Genomic DNA, 22,053 nt, shown 5'->3' with positions numbered 1-22,053 from the left:
GTCACCACTAAATGACAGAAATATTACAAATGAAATATTTTTGACTTTTAAAGTTAATAAAACTGCATTATTTATGAAATTAAAAGGACATGAACATCAATCATACAAATATGTACCCACTTAAAACCCAATTACTAAGCATGTGCCTTAATAGTAGGTAGTAAATTTATGAGTGTTTCTATCAGTTCCTTTTGTTCGTTATCTCTATGGTAGGCTACAAATATATCTCTTGACGTATTTTCTACATTTTTTACATGAAATAATTCACCATTTTCTAAATGTTGCTCAACCAAAACATGTGGAATAAATGCGCTACCACCACATTGTAGTATTAAATCGAGTGCAATTCGTCCGGTACTTGTTCTAAAGTAAGGAGGCGTTTTACCGGTACACTGGCGTGCATGCCAAAGTGAAAATGTCGTTCCCCAGTCAACATACACGTACTGATTATCAAAAAAGTTTTCGTTTGTTGCAGTGTCATACCCACTTACAGGAATAATAGGCAGTTCACAAATACGCTCAACAACTAACTCATCTACTTTTGGTGGATCAAACAAAATGGCTAAATCAAGCGTGCGCTCAAGCAATAATCGCGTGCTTTCTTGTTGAGCTTTAACTTCAGCCACTAAAGAGACTCCAGGCATAGCCGACACAATATTAGTAATACCAAACTGCAAAAAGGCATCCCAAATATTAGGCGTCCCTGCCAAGCTAATTTGTTTATGCATGTTATCAGCAAGGGCTACATCTACTTTGGCGCGCTGCATGCCTGTTATGATCATTTGCGCATGAGGTAATAACCGCTCACCAGGCGCTGTTAATTGAATATTATTACGCTGACGAATAAATAAATTAACACCAAGCCCTTGCTCTAATTGGCGAATACGAAAGCTTACCGCCGACTGCGTTATATAGAGGTTCTCTGCGGCTTTACCAAAATGACGCGTGCGCACTACTTCAACAAATGTTTTTAATAAATCGATATCCACTTTTTTATCCTCACGATAAAAATAACTTGTTTAAAAAAATGCCAAACTTGCATCATACTCCAACTAATTAATAGGGTATGAGGATATAGCTATGAGCATTAACATTTCATTACTACGCCAAGCATTTGTTAGCCAACGTCAATTTTATGATGATCAAAACTTTCCACGTGGTTTTAGCCGCAGCGGAAATTTCACCTTATTAGAAGCCAGTATACTAGAACAACATGGTATTGTTTTAAAAGGTTTATATAGTAAAACGATTGAACCACAAAATGAGCACCAAGAAAATTTTGTAGCCGTAGTAACAGGCTCACAAGAACCCACAAATCCGATTGAGCGAGCATGGTTAAAATACCTAAAGCTTACGACGTGTAAAACAAAGTTTCATACCTTATTTGGCCGCTCAAAAATATCGAGCCCTGCACCAATAAATCATGAAAGTTATTCAGAATCTGACAGCTTATAAACATGTAACCAATTTGCTTTTTGGCGCTTTTACGGTTACAACATGTATTAAGCAGCATTTTTGCATAATATGACCTAGGTGTTCCGTGAAGCGAAAGATATTAATAGTTGAAGATACACCTGCTATAGCGCTTGTGCAAAAACACATAGCGCTTAAGGTAGGCTACGAGGTAGATGTAGCAGAAACGTTAGCGCAAACAAAAGTATTGATTAGCCAAAACGATTATTTTTGTGCGGTTGTTGATTTTATTTTGCCTGACGCACCAATGGGAGAGGCTATCCCCTGCACTGTAGACGCTGAAATCCCGACCATTGTTATGACGGGTAATATAGATAAAAAAACGCGAAACACGGTAGAAAAGTACCCTATTATTGACTACATAATTAAAGAAAATAAACAAGCTTATCAATATCTTGAAAAGCAGCTTAAACGTTTACCTCGAAACGAAAATGTAAAAGTTTTAGTTGTTGATGACTCTATATCAACCCGCCACTATATTGTAAGTTTATTATTACGTCACAAATATCAAGTAGCTGAAGCTGAAGATGGAAAAAAAGCCCTAGAAGTTCTTGCTAGCTCACCCGATATCTCAGTGATCATTACCGACAACGAAATGCCTAACATGAATGGCGATGAGCTATGTAGCGAAATTCGCAGAATTTACAGTCACGATGAAAAGGCAATTATTGGTATTTCTGGTGCTGATTCATCTGAGCTATCAAGCTTATTTCTTAAAAATGGTGCAAACGATTACTTACATAAACCGTTTAATAACGAAGAATTTTATTGCAGGTTAAGTCAAAACGTTGGCATGCTTGAGCAAATAGCAACAATAAAACGCCAAGCCAATACCGATTACCTTACTGACCTCCCTAATCGTCGTTATTTCTTTGAGCAAGCAAATAACTCATTAAAAGAGCTCAGCCTCAAAAAGGCAAACGGTGCACTGGCAATGATTGATATAGATCACTTTAAATCTATTAACGATACTTATGGCCACGATGCGGGTGATCAGGTGTTAAAAGGGCTGGCTATCTGCCTAAAAAAATACTTTGAAAAGTATCTAGTCGCGCGTTTAGGTGGAGAAGAATTTGCTGTTTATTTTGCAGATGAAAACACCCCAGAAGCACTGAAGAGACTTGAAGGATTTAGGTATTTTGTAGCAAGTAACAGCCAAGAGTTTAGTAAAGAAAAAATAAAACTCACCATTTCAATAGGTTTTTCTACAGGGCCCGTTTATCAAATGGATAAGTTATTAAAACAGGCCGACCAAAAACTTTACGAGGCGAAAGAAGCTGGGCGCAATCAAGTAACTAGCTAAATCAATAGTTAAGCAATTTCGGCGGCTGTAATGGCCGCTTTTTTACGCTTACGTGATTGATGATAAGAATCCCAACTAAAGATAGCCAGGGCACTCCAAATACATGCAAAGGTAATAAGCCTTTCTGTATCAAATACCTCATCGTAAAACACCACTGCAAGTATAAACATTAAACTAGGCCCTATATATTGAAAAAAGCCTAGGGTTGTATATTGCAAACGCTTAGCGGCACCAGTAAAACAAAGCAGCGGTAATGTGGTAACAATACCTGCACTTATAAGAAGTAAATTAGTAAACCAATCGTTATTTGGCAGGCTTGAAGTAGCAGAAGGTGTCATCATCCACCAATAAACCACCGCCACTGGCAGCAATATTAGCGCCTCGAGTAATATACCGGGCAACGCTTCAACGGGCAGTTTTTTTCGTAATAGGCCGTACAGTGCAAACGATATCGCGAGTGAAAAAGCAACAACAGGGAACGAGCCAAAACTCACCAACTGTAATATCACACCCGAGAACGCAAGCCCAACAGCCACACCTTGAAATTTTCGGAGGCGTTCACCTAAAAAAAGCATGCCTAATAAAACATTTAACAGCGGATTTATGTAATAGCCTAAACTTGCATCGAGCATATGGTTATTGTTAATCGCCCATATAAATAATCCCCAGTTAAAACCAAGTAGCCCCGAGGTGACAACCAGCATTAGCATCAGTTTGGGCTGTATTATAATGTGCTTAATTTTACGCCAGTACTTTAAAACACTTACCACTAAAATTAAAAATACGACTGACCACACAACACGATGCATTAAAATTTCAAATGCAGTCACATGTTGTATTAACTTGAAGTAAATGGGAGCAAGACCCCACATAACAAAAGCAAGGCAGGCAAATATTGCGCCTTTACGCTGCTCAGTAACAATTGGCATAGTAAACACTTAGTGATTTAAAAGGTCGCCAGTTTACTCGCCAAACAGATTTTATCCAACTAAATACGTGCCTGTTCCAAAAGCGATTTGTACAGATTGCTCGTTATGTAATTCCATTCGGCACACGCACACTTTATTACCCGAACGAATAAGCGTAGCACTGGCGGTAAACACATCCCCTTTTCCTGGCCGCAAATAATCGGTGCGTAAATCAATAGTGCCCAGTGTTGCCAACTTTTTATGCACACTGGGTAAGTCGGCATCGTCTAGTTTTCCTATTACACTTGCTGCAGCAAGCATACCACCGACGTTATCGAGCACCGCTGAAATAATCCCACCATGAAGAATTTTTTGGGCTGGGTTACCTATAAAAACATCCTGCCACGGGAATGTAATTTTAGCTTGTTCTGGACTAAGTGATTCTACCGATATATTTAAAAATTGATTAAACGGCATACCATTTACGAATAGCGCCCCCACTTGTTCAATTAACATTTCTTTATTCATTATTATTCTCTGATATTAATAGGTACATCGAGTAAAACATACCTTGTGTAAAACTACGAGCGTAAAGCTAAAGACATCTCATAAAAAAAACACTAAAATACCCGCCAATGAATACATCAACACTACCTTCAAGCACATTAGTGCGAAAACCCGAGACTGTCCTCAAACAAGTGTTTGGTTACAGCGAATTTCGAGATGGCCAAAAAGCCGTTATTGATGCCGCTTTAAATGCTCAGGACACACTCGTTTTGCTACCCACTGGTGGCGGAAAATCCGTGTGTTATCAAATTCCGGCGTTAGTTCTTGAAGGGGTGACCATTGTTATCTCGCCACTTATTTCACTTATGCAAGATCAAGTCGCGCAGCTTCAAGCTTTAGGTGTAAAAGCGGCTTATGTGAATAACAGCCTAGCACGCGAAGAGCAGCAGTTAGTTTATCAGCAACTTCACCAAGGGCTTATTAAACTATTATATGTAGCCCCAGAGAAAGTATTACAACGTGATTTTTTAGAGCGATTATCGCATTTAAAAATAAGCTTATTTGCCATTGATGAAGCGCATTGTGTGTCGCATTGGGGTCATGATTTTAGGCCGCATTATTTTCGCTTAAACGAACTTAAGCAGCGCTTTGCTCACGTGCCTATGATGGCTCTGACCGCCACTGCAGATAAAGCCACACGCTTTGATATTGTTGAACAGTTAAAACTTCAGCAGCCATATATTCATACAGGCAGTTTCGACAGACCTAATATTCGCTACACAATAGAAGAAAAATTTAAACCTATGGTGCAACTATTGCGCTACTTAAAAGAACAAAAAAACCAAAGTGGCATTATTTATTGCACTAGTCGAAAGCGTGTTGACGACATAGCAGAAAAACTGGCCGACGCAGGCCTTAATGCAGCGGCTTACCATGCAGGTATGAGCAACGATCAACGCCAGTTTGTGCAAACAGGGTTTGCCCGTGACGATATTCAAATAGTTGTGGCAACCGTCGCTTTTGGTATGGGAATTAATAAACCCAATGTACGATTTGTTTTGCACTACGACATTCCTAAAAGCATAGAAGCGTACTATCAAGAAACAGGCAGAGCAGGACGCGATGGCTTAGCCGCCGAAGCAATCATGTACTTTGATCCTGCCGATATAGGCCGCGTTAGGCGCTTTTTTGAAGATATTGACGATGAACAACGTCGCCGTGTAGAAGAGCAACGCTTTAATGCTATGGCAAGCTTTGCTGAGGCACAAACGTGCCGTCGTCAGATACTGCTTAACTACTTCAGTGAATACCAACGCGAACAATGTGGTAACTGCGATATTTGCTTAAACCCACCAAAAAGCTTTGACGGTACGCTTGTTGCCCAACAAGCGCTTTCGTGTGTATACAGAGCTGAACAGCGATTTGGTTTAGGATACATTGTAGAGCTATTACGTGGCGCGAACACGAGTCGTATTCGCGATAACAACCATCATCAGTTAAGTACTTACGGCATAGGTAAAGACAGAAGCAGTGAGTTCTGGCTGAGTATTTTACGTCAACTCATCCACCAAGGATTACTAAGCCAAGATATAACACAAGGCGCCTCTTTGCGCTTGACCGAAGCCGCCCGCGCTATATTAAAAAGCGAGTATGCACTGCAATTAGCTGAACCTCGCTTACAAGCAAAACACGTGTACCAAGATAAGCTCGCGCAATTTAATTACGATAAAAAACTATTTGCTCGCTTGCGTTCATTACGCAAAGAACTAGCCGATGCCGACGATGTGCCACCGTATGTGGTATTTAACGATAAAACGTTAGCCGAAATGGCGCAGCTAATGCCCACAAACGACAGTGAGTTTTTAAAAGTGTCGGGGGTTGGTTTTACCAAATTAAATAAATATGGCGGTGCTTTTTTAACAGCAATTCGCAACTACTTAGCCACACAATAAGCATAATATGAGCAAAATAGATTACGACCACACACACCAATGCATCATCATTACCCCGACTGAGCCACCTCACGATGAAGACTTTGAACTGTGGAGTACATTATTCCTATATTCGGACGATATCGCTATTAGCGAGTATTCGGCGGGAGCCGATAGGCATCAGGTGCGTTTTTCTTATAGCCAACAAACGTTTAATTTAAATTACGAGCATTACAGTCAAAGTATTTGGATTAACGGCGAAGGGCCTGAAGCTGAGCACTTATTAGCAGCGCTGGCCTATTACTTAAGCTAAATTAATTATTTTGTTAACACCCATGCTTTTTACTTACAATTAAATAACAATGATGTAAGCTGATATCACGGTAGTCGTTTGCTACGCAGTAGATAAGAGGCTTAATGGTTAGTAATACGTGTTTTTCGCCCTATAGTGTTGGGTTATTTTGTCTTTTTATATTAATGCCTTGCGCCTTTGCTGAGCAATTTCCCTCAAACATTGGTAGTTGCCCTCTTGAGTCATCAATACATTTGAGTGAAGAAAAATTACGCCGCCAGCTCAGCGATGAAACGCTACTCGTTGCCGCAAAGCCTGATGCAAAAATTACCACTATTACGCTAGAACAACTCAATGTATTTAACACTGCGCTTGAAGAAGAAAATAACGCATTGTTTAGATTTGCTAACCGCGCACATATTCAAACCGAACCTGAAGTAATCAAAAACCTACTGCTTTTTAACTCTGGCGATCTTTACGATGCTAAAAAGCTTTCTGAATCAGAGCGTCTACTGCGAAAAGAAAACTACCTATACGACGCACAAATTAGCGCAACAGAAAACTGTGATGGCGATATAGATGTTAAAGTAATTACCCGTGATTTATGGACGCTCTTGCCAGAAATAAACTTTAGCCGCAGCGGTGGAGAAAATAAATCGAGTATTGGTTTTAGAGAATCAAACTTGTTTGGCTGGGGTAAAAGGTTGTCTTTTTCTCGTACAACCGACAGCGACCGCAGCGGTTATTTATTTGTTTACGACGATCCTAATATTTTTTCTAGCCGCTACCGTGGTCGCATAGAGTATGCCGATAACAACGATGGTAAGCGTCATTTACTTGAGCTTACTTATCCATTTTATGCCATAGACACACCTTACAGCTACGGTATTTTAAGCTATTCAGAACAACGAGAAGAATCCTTATATCGGCGTGGCAAAGAAATTAGTGAATTTGATCAAACAACCGATCTCAATCGCATTTTTATTGGTCATTCAAAAGCACTCAGTAATAGATGGACCCAGAGAATTAGCTTAGGTTATGTAGATGAGCAGCATAAATTTAATGCTATTCAAACCACGTTTGAGCCTATAGCTAAAGATAGAAGCTACAGTTATCCCTATATTAGCGGCCATTGGTTTGAGGATAATTTTATTAAGGTGCGTAATTTTGACAGCATTTATCGCACTGAAGATTTAAACCTAGGTTGGAATGCACAAGCATTACTCGGTTACTCAGATGAGTCATTAAGTGATGACGATAGCCGCTTGGTGTATTCGCTTAATGTTAAAACAGCGCATTTTTCTGGCGATAATACGCTTTGGCGTTTTAGCACGAACCTAGAGGGGTTTTGGAACGAAGAACAAAAGCAACTCGAAAACTTTAAAGCGACATCGCAAGTACAATATTATCTAAATACAAGTGTTGATCAATCTTGGTATGTAAAAGGCCGTGTGCAATACGCAAAAAACCTCACCGCCGACCAACAGCTTACCCTAGGTGGTGAAACAGGCTTGCGTGGTTACCCTATGGATTACCAACATGGCGACCGTAGCTTTTTAGTGAGCCTAGAAAAACGCTACTACTGGGAGTACGATTTACTACAACTATTTAAAGTCGGTGGCGCGGGCTTTATAGATATTGGTAGAGCATGGTTTAATAACCAAACAAATGGTGAAAATAATCATGTACTCAAAAATGTGGGCGTTGGTTTGCGCCTAGCGCCGAGTAGAGCAAATGCAGGCACTATGATCCACCTTGATATAGCTGCTCCCATAGATAGCGCCGACGATGTCGATTCTGTGCAGTGGCTTGTCAGTGTAAAAAAATCTTTTTAAATTGCTACTTAGCGCTAAACTAAGGCCTTTAAGCTAGTTGAAATTCAACCTAACGTGTTGCTTTATTTACTACTTTTAATTACTACATAACTACAAAAGGCGCTATTTTGGAATTTTTAGATGTTTTAGAATTAATAACCGATCAATATAAACTCATCGTGACCGTTATTGCCTTGTTACTTTTTCCAGTGCTATTAAAGCTAACTAAAAAGTTACTTGAGCAAGCCATTAAAGGTAAAGTAGATTTGCACCGTAAATACCGCGCAGAGTTACTGCTTAAAATTATTCTCGCCTTTGTAATGTTGTGTTTAGTGTTAGTATTTTGGGGTATTGAACTACGAGGGCTACTGGTTCTGGGCTCGTCACTCTTTGCAATGTTAGGTGTCGCGCTATTTGCAGCATGGTCATTATTAAGTAACCTGACCGCGTTTTTATTAATGTTTATTCAGAACGACTGCCGTGTTGGCTTTTGGGTACGCATTGTTGATGGCGCAAACCATATTGAAGGGCGAATTGTCGAAATGGGCTTAATGAATGTTGTACTTGAACATATTGATGGGCACCGCGTCATTTACCCTAATAATTTATTTGTTACGCGCCCTGTACTCGTTTTAAACGCAGAGCCTAAACCATCAAAAACGCCGGTAATTAAGCGGATTATAGGCCCTAAAAAATCATAAATTTTTCATAAAAAAAGCCGTTTGAATAACTAAAACGGCTTTTTAATAGCTACTAAAGGGTTAGTTATTTAACTCTGCAGTTTTTAGTTCTTCGTCCAAATCATTTATTTCATCAATAAATGTTTCTAATTGCTGCTCAACCAAGCTATTAGCATGAGCAAAATAAGCAATATGAAAAACTGCATCACCTTCATTAACCAATGGCATAGTTTGCTGGCCAATTACAATACCACTTCGTGGTGCTAGTAACTCAAGTTCAGAGTCACCAAGCGGGCTACTTATATAAGCAAGTATTTGCCCTTTTGTTACGCGCTCACCCAGCGATACTTGAGCACGCACAATGCCATCTACTTCAGCTCGTACCCAGCTTGTAGAGCTTGCAATGACAGGCTCTGGTAGTTTTTTAGGGCGTTTGCCGCGCATCATTTTTAAATGACGCATTACATAGTCAACCCCTTGCACGCCGGCGGCTATTGCAATTGGGTCAAAACGCAGTGCTTCACCCGCTTCATAAGTAATAACCGGTATGCCTAAATTAGCTGCTTCACTTCTTAGTGAGCCATTGCGTAGCGAGGCATCAATCACCGCCGGTGTACCAAAGGCTTTGGCCATCTGCGCAGTAGCCTCATCCGCCAAATTTGCACGTATTTGTGGCAAGTTTGTTCGGTGAATAGCCCCCGTATGTAAATCAATAATATGCGTGCAATGCACTGCAACTTGATTGAAAAACATATACGCCATACGACCCGCTAACGACCCTCTTTCAGAACCAGGGAAACTGCGGTTCATATCGCGACGGTCGGGTAAATAGCGCGACTTATGAATAAAACCAAACACATTCACAATTGGCACAGCGATAAGCGTGCCACGTAGCTGGTTTGGATCTATTTTAGCAAGTAATTGACGAACAACTTCTACCCCATTTAGCTCATCGCCATGGATAGCGGCACATACCATAAGTACAGGGCCTTCCATTACGCCATTAACAACCTCTATAGGTATGTTAAGAGGTGAGTGGGTGTAAAGCTTTGCAGCCTCTAAAGCTAACGTTTTGCGTTCACCAACACCAATACTTTCACCTAATAAAGCGAAAGGACGGTTAATTTTAACCTTTGCCACGAGTTGCGGTTCCTTTGATTGAGGCATTTTTTTCGATGAAATCAATCACCATACCTGCAATATCTTTACCTGTTGCTATTTCAATACCTTCAAGACCTGGTGATGAGTTAACTTCCATCACTAAAGGCCCACGAGATGAACGAAGTAAATCTACACCCGCTACGTTTAACCCCATCGCTTTAGCAGCAGCAACTGCTGTTTTACGCTCTTCAGGGGTAATACGTACTAACGTTGCGCTACCACCACGATGAAGGTTTGAACGGAACTCGCCTTCTTGCGCTTGGCGCTTCATTGCTGCAATTACTTTATCACCTAATACAAAACAGCGAATATCCGCACCACCCGCTTCTTTAATATATTCCTGAACCATAATGTTAGCTTTTAAGCCCATGAAAGCTTCAATTACGCTTTCAGCCGCTTTGCGCGTTTCAGCGAGTACAACACCAATACCTTGTGTGCCCTCTAGTAACTTAATCACAACCGGTGCACCACCAACCATTTCGAGTAAATCTTTCACGTCATCAGGTTTGCTCGCAAAACCTGTAACAGGCATGCCTACGCCCTTGCGTGACAATAACTGTAATGAGCGTAATTTATCGCGCGAACGAGAAATAGCCACAGATTCGTTTACAGGGTATACCCCCATCATTTCAAATTGGCGTAAAACTGCACAGCCGTAAAAGGTGACTGATGCGCCAATACGCGGCACAATTGCATCAAAATCTTTCAGATTTTCACCACGATAGTGAATTTCCGGCTGTTCAGAGTTTATATTCATGTAAGAGCGAAGTGCGTCTATTACTTTCACTTCGTGCCCACGAGCCTCTGCAGCCTCGATTAAACGACGTGTTGAATATAACTTTCTGTTACGAGATAAAATACCGATTTTCATAGTTAAAACCTTAACTAAATTTTACAGCATTAGTGCTTAATGGCTGCTTTTTTGCAGCATAAGCCCAATACTTTTTATAATAAATGAGATAATGCCGTGTCAACAACGACACGATTCTCCATGGCTGTTCGACCTAGCAACATTCTAAACTTCATGGTTGCGCGGCTTGTGAGGGTGACTTCAATAGGCCAGCTATGTTCACCCGCGTGTAATGTTGTTTCTATAAAATAACGCAATTGCTTTTCACCACTGGAGCTGGTTACGTATTTCATTTTTTTCACTTTAGCATTACAAGTAATTTGAGTTTCTTCGTCATCTTGTAATGGTTGAGCTATAAATTTAACCCACTTTTCGCCATCAACTTCGTATTCTTCAATGTTAATAGCATGAATACATGAAGTACGCGCACCAGTGTCAACTTTAGCCTTGATCCGCTCAATACCAAGCTCAGGTAAACTTAACCACTCACGCCAACCTATTGTTATTTTTGTCGTCATAAATGTGCCCTTTGTAAAAAAGAGGTTTATACGCTACGGGTGAAAAAACACCAACGAAATAAATTTATCTAGTCGATGAGTAAATTAAATTGATCTTTTAAGGTAACTCATCACACAATGCGCGCCTTGCTGAGCATAAAATTAAATCAGCACTATGACTCTACTTAAATTGAATATGTTTTAACTTATTAAAAGTAAATATGTTTTGGGTATGTAGATACACTATAGTTTACAGTATTAAAAATACACTCTTTTGAGATCTTATTATGATTAATGGTTTGCTTCATGCCCTAGTGCTTGATGAAAAAGGCGGTACACGTGCTGTTAAAAGCAGCGAAGACCTTCACAACTGGCAACCTGAGCAAGGTAAATTATGGGTCCATATGGATTATAGCCAAACCGACGTAGTCAACTGGCTTAAACACTGTGAGCTTTTAACCGATTATGAGCTAGAGTCATTTACGGCAGATGAAACACGCCCACGTATCACGCAGTCTGCAAATGGACACATGCTGTTTTTGCGCGGTGTAAACTTAAACCCGGCGCAAAGCCCAGAAGACATGGTGTCGGTACGTTTATTTATTAACGAAAATATAGTTATCACTTCTCGTAAGCGTCGCCTTTTATCTATTGACGATGTACTCACTTCATTAAAGGATAATAAAGGGCCGTGCTCTATATCTGAGCTTGTGTGTGCTATTACACAAAAACTGACTTCACGTATGCAAAGTGTTATTAATTCTTTAGATGAAACACTTGATGGCTTTGAAGAAGAAATTGACGAGCCAAGTAAGCGCTTTGACAACCAAGCGCTATCGCAGTTACGCCGCCAAACTATTGCGCTAAAACGTTACTTAAAACCTCAAAAAGAGGCACTCACTACAATGGTAAACGGTAATTATGAGTGGCTTTTGGATGACGATAAAGCAAAACTAAACGAAACCACTAACTTACTGATTCGCTACCTTGAAGAGCTAGACAGCTCAATAGAGCGCGCACAAATTATTCAACAAACAGTAACTAACCATGTTTCTGAGCAGTTAAACCAACGTATGTATGTGATGTCAGTAGTGGCAGCCTTGTTTTTACCTCTAGGCTTTTTAACTGGTTTGCTTGGCGTTAACGTAGGCGGTATACCTGGAACAGACAACCCTTACGCATTTACGCTATTTATTGTATTTTTAGTGATACTTACCGGTGGTATTGGCGTGTATTTTAAAAATAAAAAATGGCTCTAAAAGTATTAAGTAATCTATCTTGAGGCTGAAAAATCATGTCATGACAGGGCAAATGTTTAGTTATTCTAAATACCTAAGTTTAAACAATTGCCTCCCAGATTTAGCCCTTCAAGTTTATTAAGTATTGAAATGAACCTGATATAGCAATCAATTAAAAACTAAAAAGGCAAGCATTGTTAAATACTCGCCTTTTTTGATATTTGTATAGAGCTATTAATTACTCTTGAAAGTAAGTGCCCCAACCGTCGTATTCAACGTCGCACTCAATAGCAAGCGCCGCTAGTTTATCAACGTCTTCCATAATGACGTCTACATCTAGCTCTGCTTCTACTACTATGTCGAAGCTCCAAATTTTGCTGCCATCTTCAAGCTCAAGCTCTGCTGGCTCTTCAACATCGTAACCTAGTTTAAAAGCAGCCAATGCAGCTTGCTCTAGCTTAGGGAAGTCTTCACACACAAAGTGGTGTTCTACTTCATAAAGTATTTCAGGATCTGATCCATCTTCAAGTAATGAACTTACGATGTCTTCACTTATTTCGCGCCAGTTTTCCATTATTTCTCTCTCACTTGAGCATCTAATTCGTTTATTTTAGCAGCCATAACAGTATGTACGTTTTGAGCGTGCTCTCGCGCACTTATACTTTTATCAAGTGATATAGGCGCTAACATTTCTATGTAAATTGTACCATTATCCCAGCGATTTAGCTTAATGCTTTTATGCGTTGTATTCATACACACGGGAACCACTGGCACGTCCGCACTCATCGCGGTATGAAAAGCACCTGTTTTAAAAGGCAATAAACCGCGCCCATAGCTGCGAGTACCTTCAGCAAAAACCCAAACCGATAAACCATTTTTCTTTATTTTTTCAGCTGCTTTTGAAATAGTACCAGCCGCTTTTGAACGATTTGCTCTATCTATTAGAATATTACCTGACAGCCAATAAAGCTGACCAAAAAATGGGATCCACTTTAAACTCTTTTTACCAAGGCTTACACAGTTTTTTGGTACCATTGCTGGTACTGTAAATAAATCATAGCTATTTTGATGATTAGCAACGTACACTGCAGGGCCAATATTTTCAGCATCTTGATGGCGTGTCAGCACTAATTTAACACCGATCATTTTGGCCATAGAACCAAACCAGCCTGCAATTATGTGAACATTATTTGGGTGAAAAGGCCTGACTAATGAAAGTAATAAACCAAAAATACAACTCAATAATATAAACATAAACATAATAAAAACACGTATTACAGCTAACAAACTCGTTCTCCAAATCAATTGTGTGCGGTGCGCATGTCATTACGCACTATGCCACTATTATAGCGTTATTTTGTGACACAGACGAGACAATAGCGAACAACTGTACGCTGAAATAGAGTCAATGCTAAAATTAATTGCTCAACATATAACAATAAAATGGTAAAAATTGAGCTCTATAAACAAAAACGGCCTGCAATTGCAGGCCGTAATACTTTAACTCAACGCTTATGATTCATCTGTTACACTTTTAACAGGCTCTTCATCTTGAGGTGTTAACTCAACAACGGCTTCATCAACACGTTGCAAGCCTCGCGGTAATTTATTACCTCGACGACCTCGTTCTCCATGGTAATGCTCTAAATCTGTTGGTTTAAGGGTTAGCTTACGTTTGCCGGCATGTAATGTAACGCTACTCCCTAGAGGGACAACAGCCAGTACCTTCACAAACTCTTCTCGAGCCTGTACCTTTGCACCAGGAATAGAAATAATTTTATTACCCTTACCCTTACCTAGTTTAGGTAAATCGCGCAGTGGAAATAAAAGCATTCGCCCTTCGTTAGAAATAGCCATACAGTAATCGCTAGCTACATCGCTCACCTTAATTGGCTGTAGTAAAATACCGCCTTTAGGCACACTCACTAACGCTTTACCGTTTTTGTTTTTACTTACTAGATCTTTAAAATCAGTGATAAAACCATAACCGGCATCAGACGCCATAAGCAACACTTGGTTATCTTCAGCCATAACAACATGCTCAAAGTTAGCACCCGATGTTAAGTTAAAGCGCCCCGTCATAGGCTCGCCTTGGCTACGTGCCGACGGTAAACTGTGTGCATCAGTTGCAAATGCACGCCCTGCTGAATCTAAAAATACGGCGGGCTGATTACTCTTACCACGAGCAGAAGCTCTGTAGGCATCGCCTGAGCGGTAACTTAAGCCTTCTGCATCCAAGTCATGACCTTTACCAACGCGTGCCCACCCTTTGTCTGAAAGAACAACAGTCACTGACTCCGATGGTATTAAATCTTTTTCGTTAAGGGCTTTAGCTTCGCTACGTTCAATAACGGGTGAGCGACGATCGTCGCCATACATTTCTGCAGCTTCTTGAATTTCTTTTTTAAGCAGCGTTGACATACGACGATCTGAACCAAGTGTTAGTTCTAACTTATCACGCTCTTTGGCTAGCTCATCTTGCTCGCCACGAATTTTAAACTCTTCTAGTTTAGCTAAATGGCGAAGTTTTAACTCTAAAATAGCTTCTGCTTGTATATCGGTTAAATCAAAGCGCTGCATTAAAATAGGCTTTGGCTTATCTTCACTACGGATAATCTCAATCACTTCATCAATATTTAAGAATGCGGCTAATAAGCCTTCTAAAATATGTAAGCGTGCGAGTACTTTATCTAAACGATACTGCAAACGACGACGAACAGTTTCTCGCCTAAATATGAGCCATTCACTTAAAATACTACGTAAATCTTTAACCTGCGGACGACCATCTAGCCCCAGCATATTTAAGTTTACGCGGTAGTTTTTTTCTAAATCGGTGGTCGCAAACAGGTGAGCCATTAATGGCTCAGCTTTAATACGATTAGAGCGCGGTATAATCACTATACGTGTTGGGTTTTCGTGATCTGACTCGTCACGTAAATCAGCAATCATAGGCAGTTTTTTTGCGTTCATTTGCGCTGCAATTTGCTCAAGTACCTTACCGCCTGAACATTGATGCGGAAGCGCGGTGATCACAATATCGCCTTGCTCTTCGGTATACACCGCACGCATTTTAATTGAGCCTCTACCAGTTTTATATATTTTATGAATGTCGGCTTTTGGGGTAATTATTTCGGCATCGGTTGGGTAGTCAGGTGCGTGTACTAGCTCTAATAATTCATCAAGCTCTGTCTTTGGTTTATCGAGTAATAAACAACATGCACTGGCTACTTCTCTCACGTTATGAGGCGGAATATCAGTTGCCATACCAACAGCAATACCTGTAATGCCATTAAGTAAAATATGCGGTAAGCGTGAGGGCAATACAACCGGTTCGTCTAGTGTGCCATCAAAGTTTGGTGTCCAATCTACAGTGCCTTGACCAAGCTCTTTAAGCAGTACTTCAGAAAACTTAGATAAACGCGCTTCAGTATAACGCATTGCAGCAAATGATTTTGGATCATCAGCAGCACCCCAGTTTCCTTGGCCATCAACAAGTGGATAGCGATACGAAAACGGTTGCGCCATAAGTACCATGGCTTCATAACAAGCACTATCGCCATGAGGGTGATATTTACCGAGTACGTCACCCACGGTACGGGCTGACTTTTTATATTTAGCTGCGGCCGATAAACCTAATTCGCTCATCGCGTAAATAATACGACGCTGCACGGGTTTTAAGCCATCACCCACATGGGGTAAAGCACGATCCATGATCACGTACATGGAATAGTTTAAATAGGCGTCTTCAGTGAAGCGCCCCATTGTTTGTTGCTCTATTCCTTGCATTAGCAAGGTATCTGTATCACTCATTAAAGCTTACCTAGTTTTTCTTATAGCTTACGCGGTAGATTACATTGGCGTAATCGTCACTTACTAACAGACTGCCGTCACCTAACTCTGCAAATGCAACTGGGCGTCCAAATGTTGTTTCGTCTTTCATAAAGCCGGTAATAAACGGCGTGTATTTAGTCACACGGCCTTGCTCTATTGTGGCTACAGCTACTTTATAGCCTGCTTTTTTACTACGATTCCATGAGCCATGTTCAGCAACAAATAACTGCTCTTTGTAGCTTGCAGGGAATTGTTTTGCGTTGTAAAAATGAATACCTAATGGTGCCACATGGGCAGGCAATGCGAGCGCAGGAGACGTGTAATCAGCAATATTTTTTCCTTCACCAAATTCAGGATCAACAATCGCACCGGCGTGAATATAAGGAAAACCAAAATGCTCACCTTCAGTGCTAACGCGGTTTATTTCATCTGGTGGAATATCATCGCCCATCATGTCGCGGCCATTATCACTAAACCACAAAGCCTGAGTACTTGGATGAAAATCAAAGCCAACCGAATTGCGAACACCTTGCGCTATTGTTTTAATTTGCTTGGTTTCTACGTTTAGTGAAAAGATACGACCAAAGCGCTCGTCTTCGGCGCAAATGTTACACGGTACACCTACAGGAATAAGCAATTCGCCTGTGGGTGTGAAGCGTAAAAACTTCCAGCCATGATGGCGCTCTGATGGCAATGCGTTGTAGATCACATCAAACTTTGGATCTTTTAATTGGGTGTCTATATTTTTAAAGCGAATAATACGATGCACTTCACCTACGTATAAATCACCATCTTTAATAGCCAGCCCTGAGGGCATATTTAAACCCTCTGCAATCACAATTTTTTTATCGGCTACGCCATCGCTATTATGATCGATAAGCGCATACACATTACCTGCTTTGCGCGAGCCTGCGTAAACAATACCTTTTTTTGATACTGCAATTTGGCGCGCATTTTCAACGTCGTCTGCAAATAAACTAAGTTCAAAACCAGGTGCAACACTAAGCTTGTCTAGTATGTTTTTAGCCATTGCAGGCGCACTTATTAAACTCAGTAACAATACACTTGCTAGTAGTTTATTCATTTCTATCTCCTAGTGGCCAACACGCATCATCATACTTGTGCCTTGTTACCATGATCTTCTAACCATTGGCGCCTGTCTGGCGAGCGCTTTTTAGCAAGTAACATATCCATCATTTCCATGGTTTGAACTTCTTCATCAAGTGTTAGCTGTACTAAACGTCTTGTATTTGGATCCATGGTGGTTTCACGAAGTTGCAGTGGGTTCATTTCACCCAATCCTTTAAATCGCTGTACATTTACTTTACCGCGTTTTTTTTCTGCTTCAATGCGGGCTAAAATACTGGTTTTTTCATCTTCATCTAGGGCGTAATATACCTCTTTACCAATATCTATTCTAAATAGTGGTGGCATTGCTACGTATACATGACCTGTTTTTACTAACTGCGGAAAGTGTCGAACAAACAAAGCACATAACAGTGTGGCAATGTGAAGACCATCGGAGTCAGCATCGGCCAATATACAAATTTTATTGTAGCGTAGCCCGCTCATGTCGGCTGAATCAGGATCGATACCTAAAGCTACCGAAATATCATGCACCTCTTGCGATGCTAATATTTGCCCTGACTCAACTTCCCACGTATTTAAAATTTTACCACGCAGCGGCATTATTGCTTGAAACTCACGGTCACGGGCTTGCTTTGCCGAGCCACCAGCAGAGTCACCCTCTACTAAAAATAGTTCAGTCCGGTCGTTATCTGCTGCACTACAGTCGGTAAGTTTGCCCGGTAATGCGGGGCCCGCTGTAACGCGTTTACGCACTACTTTTTTAGCGGCTTTTAAACGACTTTGTGCGTTTGATATACACAGCTCAGCTAACAACTCTGCTGTATCTGTATGTTCATTTAACCAAAGGCTAAATGCATCTTTTACAACACCCGAAACAAGTGCTGCACACGTGCGTGAAGACAGTTTTTCTTTTGTTTGACCGGCAAACTGAGGGTCTTGCATTTTAACCGAAAGCACATAACTACAGCGCTCCCATATATCGTCTGGGGTAAGTTTTACACCACGAGGTAATAGGTTTCTGAATTCACAAAACTCGCGCATGGCTTCAAGTAAGCCTTGGCGTAAACCATTAACATGTGTACCGCCTTGCGCAGTGGGGATTAGGTTTACATAGCTTTCAGCGATAGATTCACCACCCTCTGGCAGCCATACCACAGCCCAATCAACACCTTCTATAGCGCTTTTAAACTCACCTACAAATGGGTCTTGTGGCAGCGTTTCGAAACCTTTAACCGCTTCAATTAAATAATCTTTTAAACCGGTTTCGTAAAACCATTCTTGGGTTTCTTTTGTTTGTTTATTAACAAATTTAATACGCAAACCAGGGCAAAGCACCGCTTTAGCTTTCAATAAATGATTAAGCTTGGTTATGGAGTAATTAGCAGAGTCAAAATAACTGGCATCGGCCCAAAAGCGCACGGTAGTCCCGGTGTTGCGTTTACCGACAGTGCCTATAACGTTTAAATCCTCAACTTTATCACCGTTTTCAAACGCCATTCTATATTGCTGTGCATCGCGGCGAACGGTTACTTCTACACGTGTAGATAATGCATTTACAACTGAAATACCTACCCCGTGTAAACCACCTGAAAACTGGTAGTTTTTGTTTGAGAATTTACCACCAGCATGCAGCTTAGTAAAAATAAGCTCTATACCTGGAATACCTTCCTCTGGGTGAATATCAATGGGCATACCACGGCCGTCATCACTGACTTCAAGCGAGTTGTCTTCGTGTAGAATTACGTCTATTTTAGTTGCATGACCCGCCATAGCCTCATCGACACTGTTATCGATAACCTCTTGGCCTAAATGGTTTGGACGTACAGTATCGGTGTACATCCCTGGGCGTCTTTTTACCGGATCTAATCCATTGAGTACCTCAATGGCTTCGGCGTTATAATTTTGATCACTCATAGTTTTTATCTTTATATGCGCTAAGGCTATGCTTAACTAGTTTTACGTGATTTTAAGAAAATCTACAATACTTGCAAAGGTTTGTTCAAAACCAAGGTAGCTATGATCGCCACCAAACTCGACCCTTTGTTTACATTGCGAATAATAATTTACTGCGTGCTGAAAATTTAATACTTCATCGCCTGTTTGCTGTAATAAATACAGCAATTCAGGGTGTTTTAAGTCATCAACAGCCAATGCTTTTAAAGCCGCTATGTGGCTGTTATTCAATTCATAATGATAATCTTGATACGGATTATAATTTAAACCAAGCAACGGCTTTAATAAACTGTATGGTGCAACCGCGGGATTTATAACCACTGCAGGAATTTGATAACGCTGCGATAAGTACGTGGCAAAAAATCCACCTAATGAGCTTCCTAATAAAACAGTATTAGGTGTAAGTAATTGCTCAAGCGCTATGATGGCTTGTATGGGCTCATGGTTTAGGCACGGTACACAATAGTCAACGTCATAGTGTGCCATAAGCTCGCCAAAGCGCACAGCTTTATATGATTTATCTGAGCTATTAAAACCATGAATATAGATTACCCGTTTAGCCATACTACTTCCATATCTGTGCTTATATTGTCTTTTTTCGTGCTTATACATATCAGCCTGTATGCTGGCCCATGGTCTTGTTGTATCCAGTCAGGGCTGTGCTTTTTAAACTGCACTGAGCTGGCTGGAGTCGCGTAAATGGGAAGCGCTCTAAACGTTTGCATGTATTCATTATGCACATGACCATGAAACAAACCAAAAACGTTTTCGCTATTAACTAATATATTGAGTAATTGTGGCCCGTTTTCCAGCATGTGTTTGTCTAAGTAGCCATTAATGGGGAGTGGATTATGGTGGCAAAACATAATTTTGGAACTCGCCGAAGCAAACAGCCGTTCGGTAATTTCATTCAAATGCGTGCCTGTTACCCACCCTGCAGGCGTTGGCCCTTTTGAATTAATAAGTAATAACTCAACGCCATTTGCCACTATATGTTTAGCGCGATTTATTTGCCCACCACTCACTAGGTTAAGCTGCGCAATATCATCATGGTTACCTGGAACCCAAAAAACAGGGCATGTTAAATCACTTTGGTTAATCAGATCACTAAATAAAAAATAGGACTCTGCACTGTGATCTTGCGTAAGGTCGCCGCCAAATATTATAAAATCAAGGGATTGCTTAGCCATATGAGCCAGCGCCTGTTCGAAGTAATTCGCGGTATTTACGCCAAAGTACTCACCTGCTTTATTTGAGAATAAATGACAATCGGTAATATGTGCTATACGTAGCGACGATTTATCAATGCGATAAGGGTCATCAAACCAAGCCATTATTTACATCCCAATTTAATGTTGCTTGTCCATGCTCTACACAGGCGACAAGCCAGTCGTATAAAAATGCATTAAGTTGATATTTTTCATCTTTTTGATGCATTTTTGGATTAGGGTAACCATAAGAAGGCTTAATGCGCTGATGGTAATCGTGATGGATAATTTCAGCCACTTTAGCATCGTGATACAACCTAACCGTTAAATAAAGCGGTGCAATCCCTTTTACCATGCCGCTTAGCTGCTTAATCGAAATATCCATGGTGTATTTTGCACTGCCATCAACTTTAGTCGCAAACTCACTGCTGCCCAGCTTTACTTCTCGGCTACTGCCAACCGTTCGTTCAGCCGGTAACAATTTTAAAAGTCGTAAGTAGTTGTGCTCACAAAGCGTTAAATACTTTGGGAGGCTTTGAATATATCGATTTGTTGCTAATTGTACTGTCAAAATACCACCATTATACTGTGAGCCAATTTGTGGCTATGAAGAAGAGTCTGTCCACTTGTGTTTCATTTTTTCATGGTTAAGTGCAAGCCACTGCATGCAAATAATGGTTGCAGCATTATCCATTTCACCATTGTTGAGGCGAGTTAGCGCATCATCAACGCTAAGTACATGAGTTTTTATATCTTCACCTTCGGTTTCAAGGCCATACACACCAGACTCAACGTCACTTAAATCGGCCCGTGCAAGATATAAATGTAACCGCTCTGTTGTACCACCTGGGCTTGAAAGATACGAAAGCATAAATTCAAGCTCTGTTAAATTAAGCCCAGCTTCTTCGTACGCTTCTTTCTTTACGACCGATTCATAATCGTCACTACCGTCAGTCATTCCAGCAATACATTCTAGTAGCCAAGGTGAATGTTTGCTTTTAATAGCCCCTATACGTATTTGTTCTATTAAAAGCACAGTTTCTGATATGGGGTCGTAAGGCAACACAGCAATGGCGTCTCCACGCTCTAAAATCTCGCGACTAATAAGTTCTGATTTACCGCCCGCAAACAAGGCATGTTCAAACTGATACAAATCAACCTGAAAAAAGCCTTTATACAAATTTTTGACCGGCTTTACGCTGACATCTTTATGCGTAAACTGAACAAGTTTTTTATCTGGCACGTAAGCATCCTCTACTTATTAAAAACTTTGAAGTACGTTAATATATTCTGTTACATTTCGACGCACTGTTTTACT

Annotated in this window: 22 protein-coding genes; 7 read left to right on the top strand and 15 right to left on the bottom strand. The window is 40.6% G+C overall.

Going from position 1 to position 22,053, the window contains the following annotated elements; all coding sequences use genetic code 11:
* Positions 1 to 134 precede the first annotated feature (134 nt).
* On the bottom strand, positions 135 to 989 hold the full coding sequence (locus tag ACFI34_RS04980) for a LysR family transcriptional regulator (protein ID WP_462672628.1): 855 nt from the start codon (positions 987 to 989) through the stop codon (positions 135 to 137).
* Between the two features lie 91 nt (positions 990 to 1,080).
* On the opposite strand from ACFI34_RS04980, the gene ACFI34_RS04975 reads away from it, so the two are divergent.
* Positions 1,081 to 1,455 (top strand): MaoP family protein, encoded by a 375-nt coding sequence (locus tag ACFI34_RS04975; RefSeq protein ID WP_006793159.1) that lies wholly within the window; start codon positions 1,081 to 1,083, stop codon positions 1,453 to 1,455.
* An 85-nt stretch (positions 1,456 to 1,540) separates the two neighbouring features.
* On the top strand, positions 1,541 to 2,776 hold the full coding sequence (locus ACFI34_RS04970) for a diguanylate cyclase (protein ID WP_462672627.1): 1,236 nt from the start codon (positions 1,541 to 1,543) through the stop codon (positions 2,774 to 2,776).
* Positions 2,777 to 2,784: 8 nt separating this feature from the next.
* Here the strand turns inward: ACFI34_RS04970 and rarD are convergent, their stop codons facing one another.
* Both rarD and ACFI34_RS04960 read right to left on the bottom strand, forming a co-directional pair.
* On the bottom strand, positions 2,785 to 3,705 hold the full coding sequence (gene rarD / locus ACFI34_RS04965; protein ID WP_462672626.1) for an EamA family transporter RarD: 921 nt from the start codon (positions 3,703 to 3,705) through the stop codon (positions 2,785 to 2,787).
* A 51-nt stretch (positions 3,706 to 3,756) separates the two neighbouring features.
* Positions 3,757 to 4,212, bottom strand: a complete 456-nt coding sequence (locus ACFI34_RS04960; RefSeq protein WP_462672625.1) for a thioesterase family protein — start codon at positions 4,210 to 4,212, stop codon at positions 3,757 to 3,759.
* A 107-nt stretch (positions 4,213 to 4,319) separates the two neighbouring features.
* Here ACFI34_RS04960 and recQ point away from each other — a divergent pair, with 107 nt between their 5' ends.
* The 4 genes from recQ to ACFI34_RS04940 all read left to right on the top strand — a co-directional run bounded on the left by recQ (position 4,320) and on the right by ACFI34_RS04940 (position 8,929).
* Positions 4,320 to 6,143, top strand: a complete 1,824-nt coding sequence (gene recQ / locus ACFI34_RS04955; protein ID WP_462672624.1) for a DNA helicase RecQ — start codon at positions 4,320 to 4,322, stop codon at positions 6,141 to 6,143.
* Positions 6,144 to 6,150: 7 nt separating this feature from the next.
* Entirely contained in the window at positions 6,151 to 6,435 is a 285-nt protein-coding gene (locus ACFI34_RS04950; RefSeq protein WP_277053627.1) for a DUF3630 family protein, read from the top strand.
* 164 nt (positions 6,436 to 6,599) lie between these two features.
* Complete coding sequence (locus ACFI34_RS04945) at positions 6,600 to 8,249, top strand: BamA/TamA family outer membrane protein (RefSeq protein ID WP_462672672.1); 1,650 nt, start codon at positions 6,600 to 6,602, stop codon at positions 8,247 to 8,249.
* A 107-nt stretch (positions 8,250 to 8,356) separates the two neighbouring features.
* A complete protein-coding gene (locus ACFI34_RS04940) occupies positions 8,357 to 8,929 on the top strand; it encodes a mechanosensitive ion channel domain-containing protein (RefSeq protein WP_462672623.1) in 573 nt (190 codons plus the stop codon).
* Between the two features lie 60 nt (positions 8,930 to 8,989).
* Here ACFI34_RS04940 and ACFI34_RS04935 read toward each other — a convergent pair whose 3' ends face one another.
* From ACFI34_RS04935 to ACFI34_RS04925, 3 genes are all read right to left on the bottom strand, one after another.
* Positions 8,990 to 10,048 carry a succinylglutamate desuccinylase/aspartoacylase family protein gene (locus ACFI34_RS04935; RefSeq protein WP_462672622.1) on the bottom strand — a complete coding sequence of 353 codons (1,059 nt, stop codon included), beginning with the start codon at positions 10,046 to 10,048 and terminating at the stop codon, positions 8,990 to 8,992.
* Positions 10,035 to 10,940 (bottom strand): 30S ribosomal protein S6--L-glutamate ligase, encoded by a 906-nt coding sequence (gene rimK, locus ACFI34_RS04930; RefSeq protein WP_006793168.1) that lies wholly within the window; start codon positions 10,938 to 10,940, stop codon positions 10,035 to 10,037. Before rimK ends, ACFI34_RS04935 begins: the two co-directional genes overlap by 14 nt.
* A 74-nt stretch (positions 10,941 to 11,014) precedes the next feature.
* Positions 11,015 to 11,437: an ATP-dependent zinc protease family protein gene (locus ACFI34_RS04925; protein ID WP_058552430.1), complete on the bottom strand. Its 423-nt coding sequence runs from the start codon at positions 11,435 to 11,437 to the stop codon at positions 11,015 to 11,017.
* 266 nt (positions 11,438 to 11,703) lie between these two features.
* Between ACFI34_RS04925 and ACFI34_RS04920 the strand changes: the two genes are divergently transcribed.
* Entirely contained in the window at positions 11,704 to 12,675 is a 972-nt protein-coding gene (locus ACFI34_RS04920) for a zinc transporter ZntB (protein ID WP_462672621.1), read from the top strand.
* A 217-nt stretch (positions 12,676 to 12,892) separates the two neighbouring features.
* On the opposite strand, the gene rraB is transcribed toward ACFI34_RS04920, so the two are convergent.
* The 9 genes from rraB to ACFI34_RS04875 all read right to left on the bottom strand — a co-directional run bounded on the left by rraB (position 12,893) and on the right by ACFI34_RS04875 (position 21,978).
* Positions 12,893 to 13,228 (bottom strand): ribonuclease E inhibitor RraB, encoded by a 336-nt coding sequence (gene rraB / locus ACFI34_RS04915; RefSeq protein ID WP_058552432.1) that lies wholly within the window; start codon positions 13,226 to 13,228, stop codon positions 12,893 to 12,895.
* Positions 13,228 to 13,941 carry a 1-acylglycerol-3-phosphate O-acyltransferase gene (locus tag ACFI34_RS04910; protein ID WP_462672620.1) on the bottom strand — a complete coding sequence of 238 codons (714 nt, stop codon included), beginning with the start codon at positions 13,939 to 13,941 and terminating at the stop codon, positions 13,228 to 13,230. Before ACFI34_RS04910 ends, rraB begins: the two co-directional genes overlap by 1 nt.
* A gap of 225 nt (positions 13,942 to 14,166) precedes the next feature.
* Complete coding sequence (parC, locus tag ACFI34_RS04905; protein WP_462672619.1) at positions 14,167 to 16,464, bottom strand: DNA topoisomerase IV subunit A; 2,298 nt, start codon at positions 16,462 to 16,464, stop codon at positions 14,167 to 14,169.
* A 10-nt stretch (positions 16,465 to 16,474) separates the two neighbouring features.
* Complete coding sequence (locus ACFI34_RS04900; RefSeq protein WP_462672618.1) at positions 16,475 to 17,569, bottom strand: PQQ-dependent sugar dehydrogenase; 1,095 nt, start codon at positions 17,567 to 17,569, stop codon at positions 16,475 to 16,477.
* A 29-nt stretch (positions 17,570 to 17,598) separates the two neighbouring features.
* A complete protein-coding gene (parE, locus tag ACFI34_RS04895; RefSeq protein WP_006793175.1) occupies positions 17,599 to 19,488 on the bottom strand; it encodes a DNA topoisomerase IV subunit B in 1,890 nt (629 codons plus the stop codon).
* A 42-nt stretch (positions 19,489 to 19,530) separates the two neighbouring features.
* On the bottom strand, positions 19,531 to 20,091 hold the full coding sequence (locus ACFI34_RS04890) for a YqiA/YcfP family alpha/beta fold hydrolase (protein WP_462672617.1): 561 nt from the start codon (positions 20,089 to 20,091) through the stop codon (positions 19,531 to 19,533).
* The gene (locus tag ACFI34_RS04885) at positions 20,076 to 20,861 is read right to left on the bottom strand and encodes a metallophosphoesterase (RefSeq protein WP_462672616.1); all 786 of its coding nucleotides are present in this window, start codon (positions 20,859 to 20,861) and stop codon (positions 20,076 to 20,078) included. The genes ACFI34_RS04890 and ACFI34_RS04885 overlap by 16 nt, the downstream gene beginning before the upstream one ends.
* On the bottom strand, positions 20,848 to 21,306 hold the full coding sequence (locus ACFI34_RS04880) for a DUF1249 domain-containing protein (RefSeq protein ID WP_462672615.1): 459 nt from the start codon (positions 21,304 to 21,306) through the stop codon (positions 20,848 to 20,850). Before ACFI34_RS04880 ends, ACFI34_RS04885 begins: the two co-directional genes overlap by 14 nt.
* Before the next feature lie 33 nt (positions 21,307 to 21,339).
* Complete coding sequence (locus tag ACFI34_RS04875; RefSeq protein ID WP_462672614.1) at positions 21,340 to 21,978, bottom strand: NUDIX domain-containing protein; 639 nt, start codon at positions 21,976 to 21,978, stop codon at positions 21,340 to 21,342.
* Positions 21,979 to 22,053: the final 75 nt, after the last annotated feature.

This window comes from Pseudoalteromonas sp. PSi26 (assembly GCF_054960575.1).
Note: the sequence above shows the minus strand (reverse complement) of the source record. Positions and strands in the feature narration are given on the sequence as shown.